Source organism: Arthrobacter sp. P4_F10, assembly GCF_056401435.1.
The window spans coordinates 109,624-126,333 of the sequence record NZ_JBFUJJ010000008.1 but is presented as its reverse complement, the minus strand read 5'-3'; the positions used below and the strand labels follow the sequence as shown (position 1 = coordinate 126,333).

Annotated in this window: 14 protein-coding genes; 7 read left to right on the top strand and 7 right to left on the bottom strand. The window is 67.7% G+C overall.

The window, feature by feature from the left end; translation table 11 throughout:
* Positions 1-12: 12 nt before the first annotated feature.
* The 3 genes from mmsB to AC1DR1_RS11320 all read right to left on the bottom strand — a co-directional run bounded on the left by mmsB (position 13) and on the right by AC1DR1_RS11320 (position 4,213).
* A complete protein-coding gene (gene mmsB, locus AC1DR1_RS11330; protein ID WP_229992928.1) occupies positions 13-1,281 on the bottom strand; it encodes a multiple monosaccharide ABC transporter permease in 1,269 nt (422 codons plus the stop codon).
* Between the two features lie 54 nt (positions 1,282-1,335).
* Entirely contained in the window at positions 1,336-2,892 is a 1,557-nt protein-coding gene (gene mmsA, locus AC1DR1_RS11325) for a multiple monosaccharide ABC transporter ATP-binding protein (RefSeq protein WP_229992927.1), read from the bottom strand.
* Between the two features lie 130 nt (positions 2,893-3,022).
* Positions 3,023-4,213: an ROK family transcriptional regulator gene (locus tag AC1DR1_RS11320; RefSeq protein ID WP_229992926.1), complete on the bottom strand. Its 1,191-nt coding sequence runs from the start codon at positions 4,211-4,213 to the stop codon at positions 3,023-3,025.
* 245 nt (positions 4,214-4,458) lie between these two features.
* On the opposite strand from AC1DR1_RS11320, the gene AC1DR1_RS11315 reads away from it, so the two are divergent.
* Positions 4,459-5,292: a nitrilase-related carbon-nitrogen hydrolase gene (locus AC1DR1_RS11315; RefSeq protein WP_229992940.1), complete on the top strand. Its 834-nt coding sequence runs from the start codon at positions 4,459-4,461 to the stop codon at positions 5,290-5,292.
* On the opposite strand, the gene AC1DR1_RS11310 is transcribed toward AC1DR1_RS11315, so the two are convergent.
* Positions 5,271-7,094: a PucR family transcriptional regulator gene (locus tag AC1DR1_RS11310; protein ID WP_364747193.1), complete on the bottom strand. Its 1,824-nt coding sequence runs from the start codon at positions 7,092-7,094 to the stop codon at positions 5,271-5,273. The genes AC1DR1_RS11315 and AC1DR1_RS11310 overlap by 22 nt on opposite strands.
* Positions 7,095-7,205: 111 nt before the next feature.
* On the opposite strand from AC1DR1_RS11310, the gene AC1DR1_RS11305 reads away from it, so the two are divergent.
* Together AC1DR1_RS11305 and AC1DR1_RS11300 are read left to right on the top strand one after the other, a co-directional pair.
* Positions 7,206-8,744, top strand: coding sequence for an amino acid permease (locus AC1DR1_RS11305; protein WP_229992924.1), 1,539 nt, complete (start codon positions 7,206-7,208; stop codon positions 8,742-8,744).
* Positions 8,741-10,465 carry a flavin monoamine oxidase family protein gene (locus AC1DR1_RS11300; RefSeq protein WP_364747196.1) on the top strand — a complete coding sequence of 575 codons (1,725 nt, stop codon included), beginning with the start codon at positions 8,741-8,743 and terminating at the stop codon, positions 10,463-10,465. The genes AC1DR1_RS11305 and AC1DR1_RS11300 overlap by 4 nt, the downstream gene beginning before the upstream one ends.
* 61 nt (positions 10,466-10,526) lie before the next feature.
* Here AC1DR1_RS11300 and AC1DR1_RS11295 read toward each other — a convergent pair whose 3' ends face one another.
* Positions 10,527-11,048, bottom strand: a complete 522-nt coding sequence (locus tag AC1DR1_RS11295; RefSeq protein ID WP_229992922.1) for a gamma carbonic anhydrase family protein — start codon at positions 11,046-11,048, stop codon at positions 10,527-10,529.
* An 89-nt stretch (positions 11,049-11,137) separates the two neighbouring features.
* Here AC1DR1_RS11295 and AC1DR1_RS11290 point away from each other — a divergent pair, with 89 nt between their 5' ends.
* Entirely contained in the window at positions 11,138-11,641 is a 504-nt protein-coding gene (locus AC1DR1_RS11290) for a hypothetical protein (RefSeq protein ID WP_229992921.1), read from the top strand.
* 84 nt (positions 11,642-11,725) lie between these two features.
* Here AC1DR1_RS11290 and AC1DR1_RS11285 read toward each other — a convergent pair whose 3' ends face one another.
* Positions 11,726-12,151 carry a class I SAM-dependent methyltransferase gene (locus AC1DR1_RS11285; protein WP_229992920.1) on the bottom strand — a complete coding sequence of 142 codons (426 nt, stop codon included), beginning with the start codon at positions 12,149-12,151 and terminating at the stop codon, positions 11,726-11,728.
* A 21-nt stretch (positions 12,152-12,172) separates the two neighbouring features.
* Positions 12,173-13,033 (bottom strand): formyltetrahydrofolate deformylase, encoded by an 861-nt coding sequence (purU, locus tag AC1DR1_RS11280; RefSeq protein WP_364747198.1) that lies wholly within the window; start codon positions 13,031-13,033, stop codon positions 12,173-12,175.
* Positions 13,034-13,346: 313 nt separating this feature from the next.
* Here purU and glyA point away from each other — a divergent pair, with 313 nt between their 5' ends.
* The 3 genes from glyA to AC1DR1_RS11265 all read left to right on the top strand — a co-directional run bounded on the left by glyA (position 13,347) and on the right by AC1DR1_RS11265 (position 16,700).
* The gene (gene glyA / locus AC1DR1_RS11275) at positions 13,347-14,645 is read left to right on the top strand and encodes a serine hydroxymethyltransferase (RefSeq protein ID WP_290369333.1); all 1,299 of its coding nucleotides are present in this window, start codon (positions 13,347-13,349) and stop codon (positions 14,643-14,645) included.
* Positions 14,646-14,648: 3 nt separating this feature from the next.
* Positions 14,649-15,572 carry a bifunctional methylenetetrahydrofolate dehydrogenase/methenyltetrahydrofolate cyclohydrolase gene (locus AC1DR1_RS11270; protein WP_476992591.1) on the top strand — a complete coding sequence of 308 codons (924 nt, stop codon included), beginning with the start codon at positions 14,649-14,651 and terminating at the stop codon, positions 15,570-15,572.
* 180 nt (positions 15,573-15,752) lie between these two features.
* On the top strand, positions 15,753-16,700 hold the full coding sequence (locus tag AC1DR1_RS11265) for an ABC transporter ATP-binding protein (RefSeq protein ID WP_476992590.1): 948 nt from the start codon (positions 15,753-15,755) through the stop codon (positions 16,698-16,700).
* The last annotated feature ends 10 nt before the right edge of the window (positions 16,701-16,710 follow it).

The window sequence follows — 16,710 nt, the reverse complement described above, 5'->3', positions numbered from 1 at the left end:
CCGGGGAGTGGATCAGATCCCTCGCGAGATGACCTCTTTGGTTTGGGTGGTCTCGTCGGCCTTGATCTCGCTGCTGCGGCCGAAGTTCTTCATGAGCATGCCGACGATCGATGTCTTGCCTTGGGTCTTGTTGTAGACGTCGAACGCGACGGCTATCAGCAGGACCAGGCCCTTGATGATCTGGGTGAGGTCGGCGCCGACGCCCATGAGCTGCAGGCCGTTGTTCAGCACGGCCATGACCAGGCCGCCGATGATCGAGCCGATCACAGTGCCCACGCCGCCGGTGACCGCGGCGCCGCCGATGAACACGGCCGCGATGGCGTCCAGTTCCCAGCCGACGCCGTCGAACGGTCCCGAGGCGGTGGAGCGGCCGACGAAGATCATGCCGGCGAGGCCGGCCAGGAAGGACATGTTCATCATGACCAGGAAGTTGACCTTCTTGGACTGGACACCGGAGAGCTCGGCAGCGTGCCGGTTGCCGCCGACCGCGTAGATGTGGCGGCCGATGACGGTCTTGGAGGAGATGAAGCCGTATACGAGGATCAGGACCGCGAGGATCAGGCCCGGCACCGGGAAGGACGTGCCCGGCCGGCCGGTGGCGAAGAGGTAGGTGGCGTAGAGGATGGCGCCGGAGACGAGCACCAGCTTCAGGACCATGACCCAGGTTTCGGAGACCTCGGCGCCGAGCTTCTTGGCGTTCCGGCGGGACCGGATCTCGCTGAAGATCACGAACGCGACGGCGAGCAGGCCAATGAGCATGGTGGGGTTGTTGTAGCCGGTATTCGGGCCAAACTCGGGCAGGTAGCCGGAGCCGATGTACTGGAAATCCGCAGGGACCGGGATGGTGTTCGACTTGCCGACAAACTGGTTGGCGCCGCGGAAGATCAGCATGCCGGACAGCGTCACGATGAACGCGGGAATGCCGACGTAGGCCACCCAGTATCCCTGCCAGGCCCCGATCAGGACGCCCAGCCCCAGCCCCATCAGGACGCCGATGTACCAAGGCATTCCCCAGTCGCGGATGAAGAGGGACACACAGACGCCCACGAAGGCCGCGACGGAACCGACGGAGAGATCGATGTGGCCGGCGATGATGACCAGCACCATGCCGATGGCGAGGATCAGGATGTAGGAGTTGCCGTTGAAGAGGTTGATGACGTTGCCCGACGTGAGCGTGCGGCCCTCCGTGAAAATCTCGAAGAACACGATCAGCGCAACCAGGGCGAAGATCATGCCGAATTGGCGGGTGTTGCCGCCAAAGAGCTTCTTGAGCGCGTTCATTGTTTCATTCCTTGTGTCCGGGGTGTTCGGATTGTTCTGGTTGGTCCCACAGGGTCAGGCGGTTTTGCGGGCGGACGTCATGAGTTTCATGAGGCTTTCCTGGCTGGCTTGGTCTTTGTCCAGCACGCCGGTGATGGCGCCTTCGAAGATCGTGTAGATCCGGTCCGAGAGGCCCAGCAGCTCGGGCAGCTCCGAGGAAATGACGATCACTGCCTTGCCCTCGTTGGCCAGCTTCTGGATGATGCCGTAGATCTCGTACTTGGCCCCGACGTCGATCCCGCGGGTCGGCTCGTCCAGGATCAGCACGTCCGGGTCGGTAAACATCCACTTCGCCAGCACGACCTTCTGCTGGTTGCCGCCGGAGAGCTTCGCGACGCCTTCCTCCACGGAGGGCGTCTTGGTCCGCAGCGCCTTCCGATATTCCTCCGCGACGGCGTATTCCTTGTTCGCGTCCACCACGAAGTGCTTGCTGATCTTGCGCAGGTTCGCCGAGACGGTCGTGGCCTTGATGTCGTCCAGCAGGTTCAGGCCCAGGGACTTGCGGTCCTCCGTGACGTAGCCCAGCCCGGCGTCGATCGCCTGGCGGACGCTTTTGAGCTGCAGCTCCTTGCCGTCTTTGTAGACGTGGCCCGAGATGAAGCGGCCGTAGGAGCGGCCGAACACGGACCGGGCCAGCTCGGTGCGCCCGGCCCCCATCAGGCCCGCGAACCCGACGATCTCGCCGCGGCGGACGAAGAAGCTGGAGTTCTTGCAGACCAGGCGGTCCTGGATCGCCGGGTGCCCGACGTTCCAGTTCTTGACCTCGAAGAGGACATCGCCGATCTTCGGCTCGTGATCCGGGAACCGGGATTCCAGCGTCCGGCCCACCATGCCCTTGATGATGCGGTCCTCGTCGACGCCGTCGGCCTTGACATTCAGGGTCTCGATCGACTTGCCGTCGCGGATGATCGTGATCTCATCCGCGATCTGTTCGATCTCGTTGAGCTTGTGCGAAATGATGATCGAGGTGATGCCGCGGCCCTTCAGGCCCAGCATGAGGTCCAGCAGGTGCTGGGAGTCGGACTCGTTCAGCGCGGCCGTGGGCTCGTCCAGGATCAGGAGCTTCACCGACTTGTTCAGGGCCTTGGCGATCTCGACCAGCTGCTGCTTGCCGACGCCGATCTCCTTGATCGGGGTGTCCGGGTCCTCGCGCAACCCCACCCGGGCCAGCAGCTCGGTGGAGCGGGTCCGGGCCTCGGCCCAGTCGATCACGCCGCGCTTGGTGGGCTCGTTGCCGAGGAAGATGTTCTCCATGATCGACAGCTCGGGGATGAGCGCGAGTTCCTGGTGGATGATCACGATTCCGGCGTGTTCGCTGGCCCGGATGTCCTTGAACTCCTGGACCTCGTTCTGGTACACGATGTCGCCGGTGTAGGTGCCGAACGGGTATACCCCCGAGAGCACCTTCATCAGGGTCGATTTCCCGGCGCCGTTCTCACCGCAGATGGCGTGGATCTCGCCGGCCTTCACCCGCAGGCTTACATCGGCCAAAGCTTTAACGCCGGGGAATTCCTTGGTGATGGAGCGCATCTCGAGAATTAGCGGATCACTGTGCGTGTTGAGGGACGTCATCTGCCCTTACGCCTCCAATGCATGACTTCGTTGTCCGCCCCTGCAAACCGCAGGGCCGTCTGATGGAAAAGTAAACTGGATCACGCCCTTGTCGTCAAGTCTTTAACGCAACGGGCGGATAACGAAATGGTTAGTTACGCCGGATTCCGGCGTGCTGGAAGACCAAAGCCGTGGCCCCGAGGGCCTCCGCCCGGTCGCCCAGGGACGACATTGTGAGGGTGGTTGTCTCGCCGATGACCGGCACGGCGTGGCGGATCAGGCCGCGCCGGATCGGGTCCAAAAGGAGTTCGCCAAGCCCCGCCAGTGGGCCGCCGACCACGATCACTTCGGGGTTGATCAGGTTCGCCACGTTGCCCAGGGCGCGCCCGACGGCGAGCCCGGCGTCGTCCACCACACGGAGCGTCGCGGAGTCCCGCTCCAGGGCCTTGCGCACGATGTCCCCGGGCGTGAGCGGCCGGTCCTCACCGCGGCTCAGGAGCTCGATCATGGTGGTGGTGGAGGCTATCGTTTCCAGGCAGCCGCGGTTCCCGCACCGGCAGATCAGCCCGTGCTCGTGGATTGTGGCATGGCCGATTTCGCCCGTGATGCCGACGTTGCCGTAGTAGGGGATGCCGTTGAGGATCAGCCCCGCGCCGATGCCCGAGCCGATCTTGAGGAACATCAGGTTGCTGATGCCGCTGTGCGGTCCCCACGTGACCTCGGAGAGGGCGCCCAGGTTGGCGTCATTGTCCACGAATACAGGCAGTTCCAGCGCTTCTTCGAGGCGTTTGAGGATGTTGATGCCCACCCATTCGGGCAGGATCGCGCCCTGCGCCACGGTGCCGGTGCGGCGGTCGATGGGGCCGGGAATTCCTACGCCGGCACCGACCAGGGCGCTGCGCTCCACGCCGCTGTCCGCGAGCAATCGGTCCAACACGCCGACGGCGGCCTGGATGCCCTCCTCGGCGTGGTGGCCCAGGGGCAGCAGGACCGACTGTTCGGCGATCACGTGGTAGCTGAGCGAGGCCAGTACGACGCGCAGGTGCCGCCGGCCAAAATCGATCCCCACCGCGACGGCCCCGTTGCTGTTGAGCCGGACGTTCAGGGCGCGCCGCCCTGAGCTGGTAATCGGTTCAGTGGAGGCCAGCCCGGCGTCCTGCATGATCTTGACGATGTTCGAAACAGTGGCCGTCGATAGCCCTGTCTGGCGGGCCAGTTCCGCTTGCGTGGAGGGGCCCGCGAGGAGGCATTCGATGATCCGCTGCTGGTTCAGATGCCGGAGGGCGGACTGCGATCCGGGGTTCTTGGTTCGGCTCCTCGTTGAGCGCGTTGGTGAGGGCATGCTATGAAGCGTGACGCATCGGCGGCTTGTAGTCAAGAAGTTAACGCATTGATAACGGCCGTCTGGGTTTCCGGGGACGCGACGGGCCGCCGGCCCTCCCGGTCTTCACCGCCGGGACGTTCCGCCCTGTTCGCCGGCTGGCTGGGTGGAAATGCACCAAATGCGGCTTCCCGGGCCGCGGCTACTCTGGGAGCAGAGAGTCCGCAGTGCTCCTGCGGAGGTACCCGGAGAGTCGTGAGGTGGTAATGGTGCTGCTGGCCCTGATGCAGGCGAACGCCGCCGTGCTGGATGCGAAGGCGAACTGCGCCGCGGTGGAGGCGGCGGCGCGCGAGGCGTCCGCCGCTGGTGCGCAGCTGCTGCTGACCCCGGAGCTTTTCCCCGTGGGCTATGCGCCGCGCCGGCTGCGGTCAGCCTTCGATCCCGGCACGCTGCCTGCGCTCCGGGAGGCCCTGGCCGGAATCGCCCGGCGCCACAACATTGCCCTGGTCTACAGCCTCCCCGCCGTAACGCCGGCGGGGGAGTGGCACATTTCCGCCACCCTGGTTGACGCGTCCGGCGACGAACTGCTCACCTACGACAAGGTGCACCTGTTCGGCCCCGAGGAACGCGCAGCGTTTGCGCCGGCCGCGGCAGCCCCTGGCGTCGTCGACTTCCACGGGCTCAAAACTGCCCTGGTCATTTGCTACGACATCGAGTTTCCCGAGTCCGCACGGGCCGCTGCCGTGCGCGGCGCCGAACTGCTGCTGGTGCCGACCGCACTCGCCGGCGGGTTCGACGCGGTGCCGAACGTACTGGTCCGGGCCAGGGCGCTGGAGAACCAGCTGACGGTGGCGTACGCCAACCACACCGGCTCGGAGGAAGGCTACGACTTCCGCGGCGGCAGCATCGTGGCGGGCGCGGACGGCACGGTCCTGGCCGCGGCCGGCCCCGGGACGGAACTGCTCTTTGCCGAGCTGGGAGGAGCTGTGCGCGCCGACGCGGACAGGACGGATGATGCGGACGGGGCAGACGACGCGGATGACGCCGTCGCCTACCTGCGCGACCGCCGCCCGGACGTCTACCGTTCCTGGGGCATCTGACCCGCGGGAGGTCCGGTATCGGGTGAAGCGGCCGCGACGGCAGCAGCGACCGGGGCGCCGCCCGGGGATACTGCGTCGGGCAACTCGGGTCCGCCCTGGTCCTGATGGGCGATGTACTGGAGGGCGATCCACAGCTCCGCGCGGGCCTGGGCCTGATTGAGATCCAGGCCCAGCAGCTCGCCGATGACGCCGATCTGCCGGCGGACGCTGTTGCGATGCAGCGCCGTGGCCTTCGCCGTGGCGTCCCAGCTGCCGTTCTCACCAAGCCAGGCCCGCAGGATGCCCAGCAGGGTGTCGCGGCGCTCCGGTTCCAGCGCGAGCACCGGTGCGAGCAGGCGGTCCGCCAGCATGGTACCGGCCTCGGAACCCAGCAGGCCCGTCACGGACCAAGTCACGTCGTCCGCCCGGACGCTTCGGCGGCTGGTCAGCACCCGGTTGCGCAACGAGGAGGCGTCCTGGTACGCGCCCGCCAGGCCCGAGAATTCGGTGCCGCTGCCGATTACCAGGCGCCAGCCGAGCCGCTCCACCTCGGCGAGCAAGGCGTCGTCGACCTTGAGCCGGGTGATGGCGGCAAAGCCGTAGTCGGTGTGCTCCACCAGTTTGGTGTCGAACAGCCTGCGCCATTCCAGCAGCTCCCGCACCGGGCCCTCGCCCGTCTGGCGCGGTCCGCCCGCCGCCCGGTCGCTGCCCGCGGCGGCGTCCACCCGGATGCCCTGGACCACCCGCAAATGGCCGGACCGGGTGGAGGAAAGGCTTTGTGCCAGCAGGTCCTTCAACCCGTTGACCTGCCGTGCAGTTCCCGACGCCACGCTCTCCGGATGCAACAGCAGCGCCGTGGCAAGCTGGCTGGGGGCCAGGGAACCGCTGGTGCGCTGGCGGACCAGCAGTTCCAGCAGCCCGACGGCGGTGGAGACCACGTTGTTCTGGGCCGGGGTCAGCGGGGCGTCCGTGCCTAGGACGAGCGCGCCGAGGTTGGCGTCCCGGGTGCTGCGCAGCGGATACCCGAAGACCAGGGATGAGCCTGCCGCGTCGAATGAATCCATCTCCACCCGGGGGCCGCTGCCGGCGAGCAGCCGGGCCAACAGCGGCTGCAAGGCGGCGGAATCAACGCCCGGCACGGTGCCGGCAACGGAGTGCGCGGAGTGCGGGCCGGGGGAGCCGCCCGAGCCCCGGGCACGCACCCGCCCGTCCGCCCCGACCAGCACGGCCCAGACCGGGACGCGCTGCACCAGGGCCGCGAGGAGCTCGTGCTCGGGGCGTGCAGACAAGACCGCCCGCATGAGCTGCCGATTGGTGTCGGCCAGTTGGCGGAAGGTCTTGGCGTTGTCCGACTCAAGGAGCCGGGAGAACTCGAGTCCCAGCGCGGCGAACGGGATGGTCCCCGGGATGGACACCAGGGTCAGGTTGTGCCGCCGACAGGCCCTAACCACGGTATCCGGCACGGCCTCGAAGTAGGGTTCCAGGCCAAAGCCGAGGGCGCCGACGCGGGCCCCGACCAGGCGCAGCACGTAGGCGTCCACCGCCTCCTCGCTGCCACCATCACCCACGAACGGCAGGCCGGCGGTGAGCAGGAATTCGCCGTCGAGCAGGTAAGGGGTCGGATCATCCAGCTCGCTCGGCTCCACCCAGCGCAGGCGCTCGTCCCCGTTGCCGCCGTCGTGCAGGACGCCGAGCTCCGGCAGCTGGCGCAGGAACTGTGGCAGCGTGACGAAACCAAACCGCTCGGAGTCCTCAGCAGCCACGGCCGCGGCCCCCGTCCAGCCGGGCCGGCCGCCGGGCAGGACGCCGGGCCCGCGGTGCATTAAGTCTCATGTCTGAAGAATACAGGTCATTTTGCACAACCATGAGAGGTGGCTCACATGCCTAGGGTGGTCAGGGGAAACCGACCACTACTGAAGATAAGGACGTCAACGATGACTGTGCCAACTCTGATCGGGGAACGCCCGCCGGCCGCCGCCGGCCGTCCCGGGCTCGCCACCCAGCTCCTGCGCCGCAAGCCGATCGGGCAGCTGGTCAGCGAGGCCGAAACCGGGCACGGCGGCACGCAGCTGGTCCGCAGCTTCGGCGTGCTGCAGCTGACCATGATCAGCGTCGGCGCCACGCTTGGCACCGGCATCCTGGTGATCCTGGGCGAATCGGTGCCGCTCGCCGGCCCGGCCATCTGGATCTCCTTTGCCATTGCCGGACTCGCAGCCCTGCTCTCCGCCGTGTCCTATGCGGAGATGGCCGGCCTGGTTCCCGCCGCCGGTTCCAGCTACTCCTACACCTACGCCACCATGGGCGAGGGCATGGCCTGGATCTGCGGCTGGTGCCTGGTCCTGGAATACGCCGTCTCCGTGGCCGCCGTCGCGGTCGGCGCGGGCCAGTACGTCAACGAGGCCCTGGCGGTCTTCGGTCTGGCGCTCCCGGACGCCATGTCGCAGCCGCCGGGAGCCGGCGGGGTGTTGAATGTGCCCGCGATCGTCATTGTGGTCCTGGCCATGATGCTGTTGATCCGCGGTGCCAAGGAGAGCGCCTGGATCAACACGGCGATCGTCCTGGTCAAGGTCGGCATACTGCTGTTCTTCTGCGCCGTGGCCTTCACCGCCTTCAACGGCGGACACTTCGAACCCCTCATGCCGATGGGCGCCGCCGGCGTCTCGGCCGCGGCCTCCAGGGTCTTCTTCTCCTACATCGGCTTCGACGCCGCCTCCACGGCTGGCGAGGAAGCCCGCAACCCCAAGCGCGATCTCCCGCGGGCCATCCTGCTCTCCATGCTGATCGTCACCAGCATCTACGTGCTCGTCGCCGTCGCCGCCATCGGCGCCCGCCCCTGGGGCTGGTTCGACGGCACCGAAGCCGCCCTCGTGAAGATCCTCGAGGAAATCACCGGCCAGCCGTGGGTTGGCGTGGTGTTCGCCGTCGGCGCCGTGCTTGCCATCGCCAGCATCGTGCTGACCGTCCTCTACGGGCAGACCCGGATCCTGCTCTCGATGTCGCGGGACGGCCTGGTCCCCAGGGTCTTCGGCCGGGTCTCGGCCCGGACGGGCACACCGGTTGCCGGAACCCTGATTGTGGGCACCGCCGTCGCACTGACTGCCGGCCTGGTGCCGCTGGGTGCCCTCGCGGACGCCACCAGCATCGGCACCCTGTTCGCGTTCGCCCTGGTCAACGTGGCAGTCATCTACCTGCGGCGGACCCGGCCGGAGCTCACGCGCAGCTTCCGCGTCCCGCTCTTTCCGCTGACGCCGATTCTGGGCGCCCTCATGTGCGCCTACCTCATGGCCAACCTCGGCGCCGGGACCTGGGTGGTCTTCGGTGTTTGGATGCTCGTGGGCCTGGCCGCCTACTTCGGCTATGGCCGGAAGAACTCAAGGGTGGCCGCCCTGAGCCACGAGGAATACCGTGAACTATCAAGCCGCCAACCCGCCACCACCACCACAACCCAGGAACTGAAGGCAGAAATCTCATGACCACCGCCACCGAACTGCCGGCCCCCGAACCGGCTTTCACCCCGGCAGACAGCCTGGCCGGCCACCGTCCGGTCGAGGCGCCCATCACCATGCTGAATCCGGATTTCCCGTTCAGCTACGACCACTACCTCGCCCACCCCGACGGCCTGGGGTCGCTGCCGCCCGAACTCTACGGGACGGAGGTCGCCGTCGTCGGTGCCGGCCTGTCGGGGCTGGTGACCGCCTATGAACTCATGAAGCTGGGCCTGCGGCCGGTGGTCTACGAGGCCGACAGGATCGGTGGCCGGCTGAGGACCGCCAGCTTCCCGTCCGCGCCGGGCATCGTGGCGGACCTCGGCGGCATGCGTTTCCCGGTCTCCGGAAAGGCCTTCCATCACTATGTGGACCTGCTCGGACTCGAGACCCAGGAGTTCCCCAACCCGCTGGCACCGGCCACCTCCAGCACGGTGATCGAGCTCGCGGGCGAGAAGCACTACGCCGAGACCGCGGCGGACCTGCCCCCGTTCTTCCTCGAGGTGGCGGACGCGTGGAAGGCGGCCGTGAACGATGGCGCCCGGTTCGCCGAGATGCAGGAGGCCATCCGGGCCCGGGACACCGCCCGGATCAAGGAACTGTGGAACGCGCTGCTCCCGGAGCTGGACGAGCAGACGTTCTATGGCTTCATCGCCGGCAGCGACTCCTTCAAGGAGGCCGGCTTCGCCCACCGCGAGGCGTTCGGACAGGTTGGCTTCGGCACCGGCGGCTGGGACACCGACTTCCCCAACTCCATCCTCGAAATCCTCCGGGTCGTCTACACCGACGCCGATGACCAGCACCGGCTCATCGCCGGCGGCGCGCAGCGGCTCCCCGAGGCGCTGTGGGAGCACACGCCGTCGGGCATGGCCCACTGGCCTGACGGCACGTCCCTGGCATCCCTGCACGCGGGTGCGCCGCGGGGCGCCGTGGAGCGCATCGCCCGCGACGGCAGCGGAGACTTCCGGATCCGCGAACGCTGGGGACGCGAATCCGCCTACCCGGCGGTGGTGACCACATGCCAGTCCTGGCTGCTGTCGACACGGATCCACACCGACGAAACCCTGTTCCCCGCCGAGCTGTGGACGGCGATCGAACGCTCGCACTACATGCAGTCCTCCAAGACTTTCGTCATGGTGGACCGGCCGTTCTGGAAGGACATCGACCCTGCAACGGGCCGCGAGGTCCTGTCCATGACGCTGACCGACCGGCTGAACCGAGCCACGTACCTGCTGGACAACGGCCCGGACAAGCCCGCCGTAATCCTGCTGTCTTACACGTGGAACGACGACGCGCTGAAGTGGCTCTCGCTCGACGCGGACGAGCGGGCGGAGCTCATGCTGCACTCGCTGGAGCAGATCTACCCCGGCGTCGACATCGCCAGCCACATCGTGGGCCAGCCGATCACCGTCTCGTGGGAGGCCGACCCCAACTTCATGGGCGCCTTCAAAGCCAACCTGCCGGGGCACTACCGCTACCAGCAGCGGCTGTTCACCCACTTCAAGCAGGACGCGCTGCCCGACGAACAGCGCGGGATCTTCCTCGCCGGCGACGACGTTTCGTTCACCGCCGGCTGGGCCGAGGGCGCCGTCACCACCGGCCTGAACGCGGTCTGGGGTGTGGTCAACCACCTCGGCGGCCGGACCCCGACGGGGAACCCCGGACCGGGCGAGCTGCTGTCCGAGCTGGGCCCGATCGCGCTGGACTGAGCACCGCGACCGGGGGGCTGAGCGGCCGGGTCGGTCAGATTGGACCGCTCAGTCCGCTATCTCAGGCGCCGTGCAGTTCGCGGTGCGCGCGTGCCAGTTCCTGGTAGTGGGCGGCGTTGTGCTGGACGCCCGCGAACTCCTCGTCGCTGAGCTCGCGCCGGACTTTGGCCGGAACTCCGGCTACGAGCGAGCGGGGCGGGATGACAGTGCCCTCCAGCACCACGGCACCGGCGGCGATGAGGGAGCCGGCGCCGATCACCGCCCCGTTGAGGATGGTGGCGCTCATGCCGATCAGGCAGTCGTCCTCGACGGTGCAGCCGTGGACCACGGCGCTGTGGCCGACGCTGACCCGAGCGCCGACGGTGCAGGGGAAGCCGGGGTCGGCGTGCAGCACCACGTTGTCCTGCAGATTGCTGCCGGCGCCCACGGTGATGGCGGCGGTGTCGGCGCGGACACAGACGCCGTAGAAGGCGCTCGAGTTCTCGGCCAGGGCGGCGTTGCCGATCACGGACGCCGTGGGGGCGATGAAGGCGGAGTCATGGACGGCCGGAGCGGTGCCGGCGAATGCGTAGAGGGGAGCCATGCCACCAGCCTAGGACATGAGCCTCTTGCGGGCGGGGCGGCGCTGAGTAGGATCGGGGCCATTCCCACGCCCTACTGGAGGTGGCCGAAATGTTCCTGCAGCTGATGAAACGCTTGGGGGAGGCCGAAACTCTTGACCCGGCCGTCCGGACCGCGGAGCCGCTGGCTTCCCGGCTTATCGCCGACGCCCGGCTCCGGAGCTTCTTTCACGGTGATGCCACCGGCATCCCGCCGCACGTCATCCTCACCCGCGTGCCCTTGGGTGCATGGTTCATGGCGATGTTCCTGGACCTCTTCCCGGACGATGGCTCGCGTCTGGCGGCCCGGCGGCTGGTGGGCCTCGGCGTCGTCGCCGCGGCCCCGGCGGGGCTCAGCGGCTGGGCGGAGTGGGCGCGGGCCGACCACACCACGCGCCGCATCGGCGTCGTCCATGCCGGCGCCAATCTCGTCGCGACGCTGATCTTCCTGGCGTCCTGGCATGCCCGGCGCCGGGAGCGGCACCGTCTCGGCGTCGCTCTGGCCCGGGTGGGCGCCATCCTGCTGGTTGTTGGCGGCTTCCTGGGCGGCTACATGCGCAGCGTCCAGCGTCCCTGAGCCCAGACGAGGCCGTTGCGCTATCAGATGTGGTCCTTACGGGGCGCTGAGAACCACCACAAGTGATAGCGCAACGGGTGTTTTTCAGGCGGGGGAGCGGAGGACCGTGAAGCCCTCACCGCGGCTGCCGCCCTCGCGGCGCGGGTCCGGGACGGGCAGCACGACGGCGATTGGCGCGCCGGGTTCCGCCACCCGGCCAAGTTCGCGGACGACGTCGTCCCACTCCTCCGGGGCCAGGCCCGCCAAAGCGTCCACCGCCCACACCGAGGAAAACGCGGCATCGGCGAACGGCAGCGATGCCGGGCCCGCCACGGTGGCCTCGAGCCCGTGAGCCCGGGCGATGTGGATGTTCTCCTCGGACCGGTCTACGCCGGTGAAATGGATGCCGGACTGCACAAAGTGCAGCCCGTCGGTGCCCGGGCCGCAATCCAGCCCCAGCACTGCGTGCCGGCCCTCGTTCTTCAACAGCGCCACGAACGATTCGAGCCGGTCCCTGCGGGTGGGTTCCATAGCTCTAGTGAAGAACCGGTTTCAGTTAAAGACAACCGTCCGGTTGCCGTCGAGCAGGACGCGGTGCTCGGCATGCCACTGCACGGCCTGGGCGAGGGTGCGGCCCTCCACGTCGCGGCCCATCTGGACGAACTGTTCCGCGGTGCGCCGGTGGTCCACCCGGATCACTTCCTGCTCGATGATCGGTCCCTCGTCCAGGGCGGCCGTGACGTAGTGTGCCGTGGCGCCGATGAGCTTCACTCCGCGGGCATGCGCCTGGTGGTAGGGCCTGGCGCCCTTGAAGGAGGGCAGGAACGAGTGATGGATGTTGATGGCCTTGCCCGTGAGCTCGGTGCAGAGCTCGTCAGAGATGATCTGCATATACCGGGCGAGGACGGTGAGTTCGACGTCGTGCTCCTTCATCAGGAGCCGGAGGGCGTCCTCGGCCTGGACCTTGGTGTCCGCGGTGACGGGGATGTGGTGGAACGGGATGCCGTAGAACTCCGCCAAACCCTCAAGGTCGCGGTGGTTGGACACGATGGCCGGAATCTCGATCGGCAGGGTGCCGGAGCGCTGCAGGAACAACAGGTCATTCAGGCAGTGGGCTGACGTGCTGGCCATCAGCAGGGTGCGGACCTTCCGGCCGGCGGGGTTGAGGCTCCACTGCATCCCGAAGGCCTGCGCCACGGGCTCAAGTGCCGCCTGCAGCTCCGCCTGGGCCGCCGCCGTCGTCGCCTCCACCCGCATGAAGAAGGTGCCCGTGCCCTGGCTGCCGTACTGCTGGGAGTCGGTAATATTGCAGCCCGCCACCAGCAGGGCTCCGGCGACGGCATGCACGATGCCTGGCCGGTCAGGGCACGACAGGGTCAGGATGTAGGAGGCAGTCAGGTTCTCGTCAGTCACGAAGACCAGCCTACCTTCGCTTCAAGGGCAGTTTTGAAAGGGTTTTGGTAGTGTTAACCCGTCGCAACTGGCGTTGGATGGCTAACCATCAGGGAGCGGCACTCACGAAGACCACGGATCGTACGCCTGGGCCGAGGGTCATGTCTTACCGGTCGGCAGCATCACCGCTGCCGTACCGTTGCTGGCGCCCGCACGGGGTGCTAACCGCCGCTGCCGCGGTCCGCTGTCAAGGGGCCCGTAATCATAGGGCGGCGCAACGGGCCAGCCGGTAGCCTGACCAATAGCCGTACCCGTTGCCTACCAGGAGTTCCTCGTGACTACTACCACCGCCACCTCAGCCGCCGTGAGCAACCAGCCGCTGGCCGAACTCGACCCGGAAATCGCCGCCGTACTTGCCCAGGAACTTGGCCGCCAGCGCGGCACCCTGGAAATGATCGCCTCCGAGAACTTCGCCCCGCGCGCCGTGATGGAAGCGCAGGGCTCCGTCCTGACCAACAAGTACGCCGAGGGCTACCCGGGACGCCGCTACTACGGCGGCTGTGAGTACGTCGACGTCGCCGAGCAGCTCGCGATCGACCGCGTCAAGGAACTCTTCGGCGCCGAATACGCCAACGTGCAGCCGCACTCGGGCGCGCAGGCCAACGCCGCAGCGCTCGCCGCCATGATCACCCCGGGCGACAAGATCCTGGGCCTCTCCCTGGCCCACGGCGGGCACCTCACCCACGGCATGAAGCTGAACTTCTCCGGCAAGCTCTACAACGTGGCCGCCTACCAGGTCGAGGAAGACAACTTCCGGATCGACATGGACAAGCTGCGCGAACAGGCCATCGCCGAAAAGCCCCAGGTGATCATCGCCGGCTGGTCCGCCTACCCGCGGCACCTCGATTTCGCTGCCTTCCGCTCGATCGCCGACGAGGTCGGTGCCCTGCTCTGGACCGACATGGCGCACTTCGCCGGCCTCGTCGCCGCCGGACTGCACCCGAGCCCGGTCCCGTACTCCGACGTCGTGACCTCCACGGTGCACAAGACGCTGTCCGGTCCGCGCTCCGGTGTGATCCTGGCCAAGCAGGAATGGGCCAAGAAGCTTAATTCCGCGGTGTTCCCCGGCCAGCAGGGCGGCCCGCTCATGCACGTGATCGCCGCGAAGGCCGTGGCCTTCAAGATCGCCGGCACGGAGGAATTCAAGGAGCGCCAGGAACGCGTGCTCGAAGGCGCCAAGATCATCGCCGAGCGCCTCGGCCAGGCCGACGTCGCCGACGCCGGCGTCTCGGTCCTGACCGGCGGCACCGACGTGCACCTGGTCCTGGTGGACCTGCGCAACTCCCAGCTGGACGGCCAGCAGGCCGAGGACCTCCTGCACTCGGTGGGCATCACCGTCAACCGCAACGCCGTGCCGTTCGATCCCCGCCCGCCGATGGTCACCTCCGGCCTGCGCATCGGCACCCCGGCCCTGGCCACCCGCGGCTTCGGCGCCGAGGAGTTCACCGAGGTCGCCGACATCATCGCCACCGCGCTGAAGTCCGGCGCTGCCACGGAGATCGAGTCCCTGCAGGCCCGCGTGGACAAGCTCGCCGCCGACTTCCCGCTGTACCCGCAGCACGAGCAGTGGTAGTCCATGACTTCTACTAAGACTGCAAGAACAGCGCAGATCCTTGACGGCACGGCTACCGCCGCCGCCATCAAGGCCGAGCTGACCGGGCGCGTGGCCGCACTCAAGGCCAAGGGAATCACTCCCGGACTGGGCACCATCCTGGTGGGCTCCGACCCCGGCAGTACCTGGTATGTCGGCGGAAAGCACAAGGACTGCGCCGAGGTGGGCATCACGTCCATCCGCCGCGACCTGCCGGAAGAGACGACGCAGGACGAACTCCTGGCCGTGGTCCGCGAGCTCAACGAGAACCCGGAATGCACCGGCTACATCGTCCAGCTGCCGCTGCCCAAGCACATCGACCAGGACGTCATCCTGGAGGCCATGGATCCCGAGAAGGACGCCGACGGCCTGCACCCGATGAACCTGGGCCGGCTCGTGGCCAACGTCAGCGGACCCATGAAATCCCCGCTGCCCTGCACACCCAAGGGCTGCGTGGAGCTGCTGACCCGGCACGGGATCGACCTGAACGGCAAGCGCGTCCTCGTGGTGGGCCGCGGCGTCACCATCGGCCGCCCGGTGGGTCTGCTGCTGACCCGCAAGGACGTCAATGCCACGGTCATCCTGGCCCACACCGGAACGGTGGACCTGCCGGCGGAACTGCGGCAGGCCGACGTCGTGATCGCCGCCGCCGGGCAACCGCACATGATCAAGGCCGGGGACCTCAAGCCCGGCGCGATCGTGCTCGACGTCGGCGTCAGCCGGGTCGACGACGGCAACGGCAAGGCCGTGGTCACCGGCGACGTGGACCCCGCTGCGGCCGACGTCGCCGCATGGCTCTCGCCGAACCCCGGGGGAGTGGGCCCCATGACCCGCGCCATGCTGCTCGCCAACGTGGTGGAGACCGCGGAACGCCACTTGGCACAGGAACGCCACTCCGGGCTCGCCTGAGGCTGCGGTGGTTGGGCCGGGCTCCGGCAGGCCCAACCACCGCAGGATTGCGCACGTTTCACCGCCGRCAGGCATAACGGAACGGATACGTCAGGAGTTTTTACGAAAAGACTCTTTCATAGTTTGCGGGGATCCACTACCGTAGTGCGGGTGTCCGAACTTGCCTCTAAAGAATCACGCGTGAGCAGCCCCTCTGACGCCGCTCCGCAGTACGTCATCACCGCCGAGAACCTCACCAAACGCTACGGCGACGTCACCGCCGTCGACGGCATCTCCTTCCGCGTCCCCGCCGGGGAAGCCTTCGGCCTGCTGGGCCCCAACGGTGCCGGCAAGTCCACCACGATGAAGATGATCGGCGGGGTCTCGCAGCGCACTTCGGGCACCCTGAGCATCATGGGCCTGGACCCCGAACAGCACGGGCCGGAAGTCCGCGCGCACCTGGGCGTCGTGCCGCAGCAGGACAACCTGGACGAGGAACTGAAAGTCCGGGACAACCTGCTGGTGTACGGCCGCTATTTCGGCCTGCCCATGAGCTACCTCAAACCCAAGGCCGACGAGCTGCTCGAATTCGCCCAGCTCACCGACAAGGCCAAGTCCAAGGTGGACGCCCTGTCCGGCGGCATGAAGCGCCGCCTGACGATCGCCCGCTCCCTGATCAACGAGCCCCGGATCCTGCTGCTGGACGAGCCGACGACCGGCCTGGACCCGCAGGCGCGGCACATCCTCTGGGACCGCCTGTTCCGGCTCAAGGAACAGGGAGTCACCCTGATCCTCACGACGCACTACATGGACGAGGCCGAGCAGCTGTGCGACCGCCTGATCGTGGTGGACAAGGGCAAGATCATGGCCGAAGGATCCCCGGCCAGCCTGATCCGGGAATATTCCACCCGGGAGGTCCTTGAACTGCGCTTCGGCTCGGAGCGCAATGCGAGCGTCGGCGCGGAGCTCGAAGGCATCGGCGAACGCCTCGAGACCCTGCCGGACCGGGTGCTCATCTACGCCCACGACGGCGAGGCCGCCCTGGAGCAGGTCTCCGCCCGGGGCCTGCGTCCCGTCACGTCGCTGGTCCGCCGCTCCTCGCTCGAAGACGTCTTCCTGCGCCTGACCGGCAGGAGCCTAGTTGACTAAGAAAGCAGAG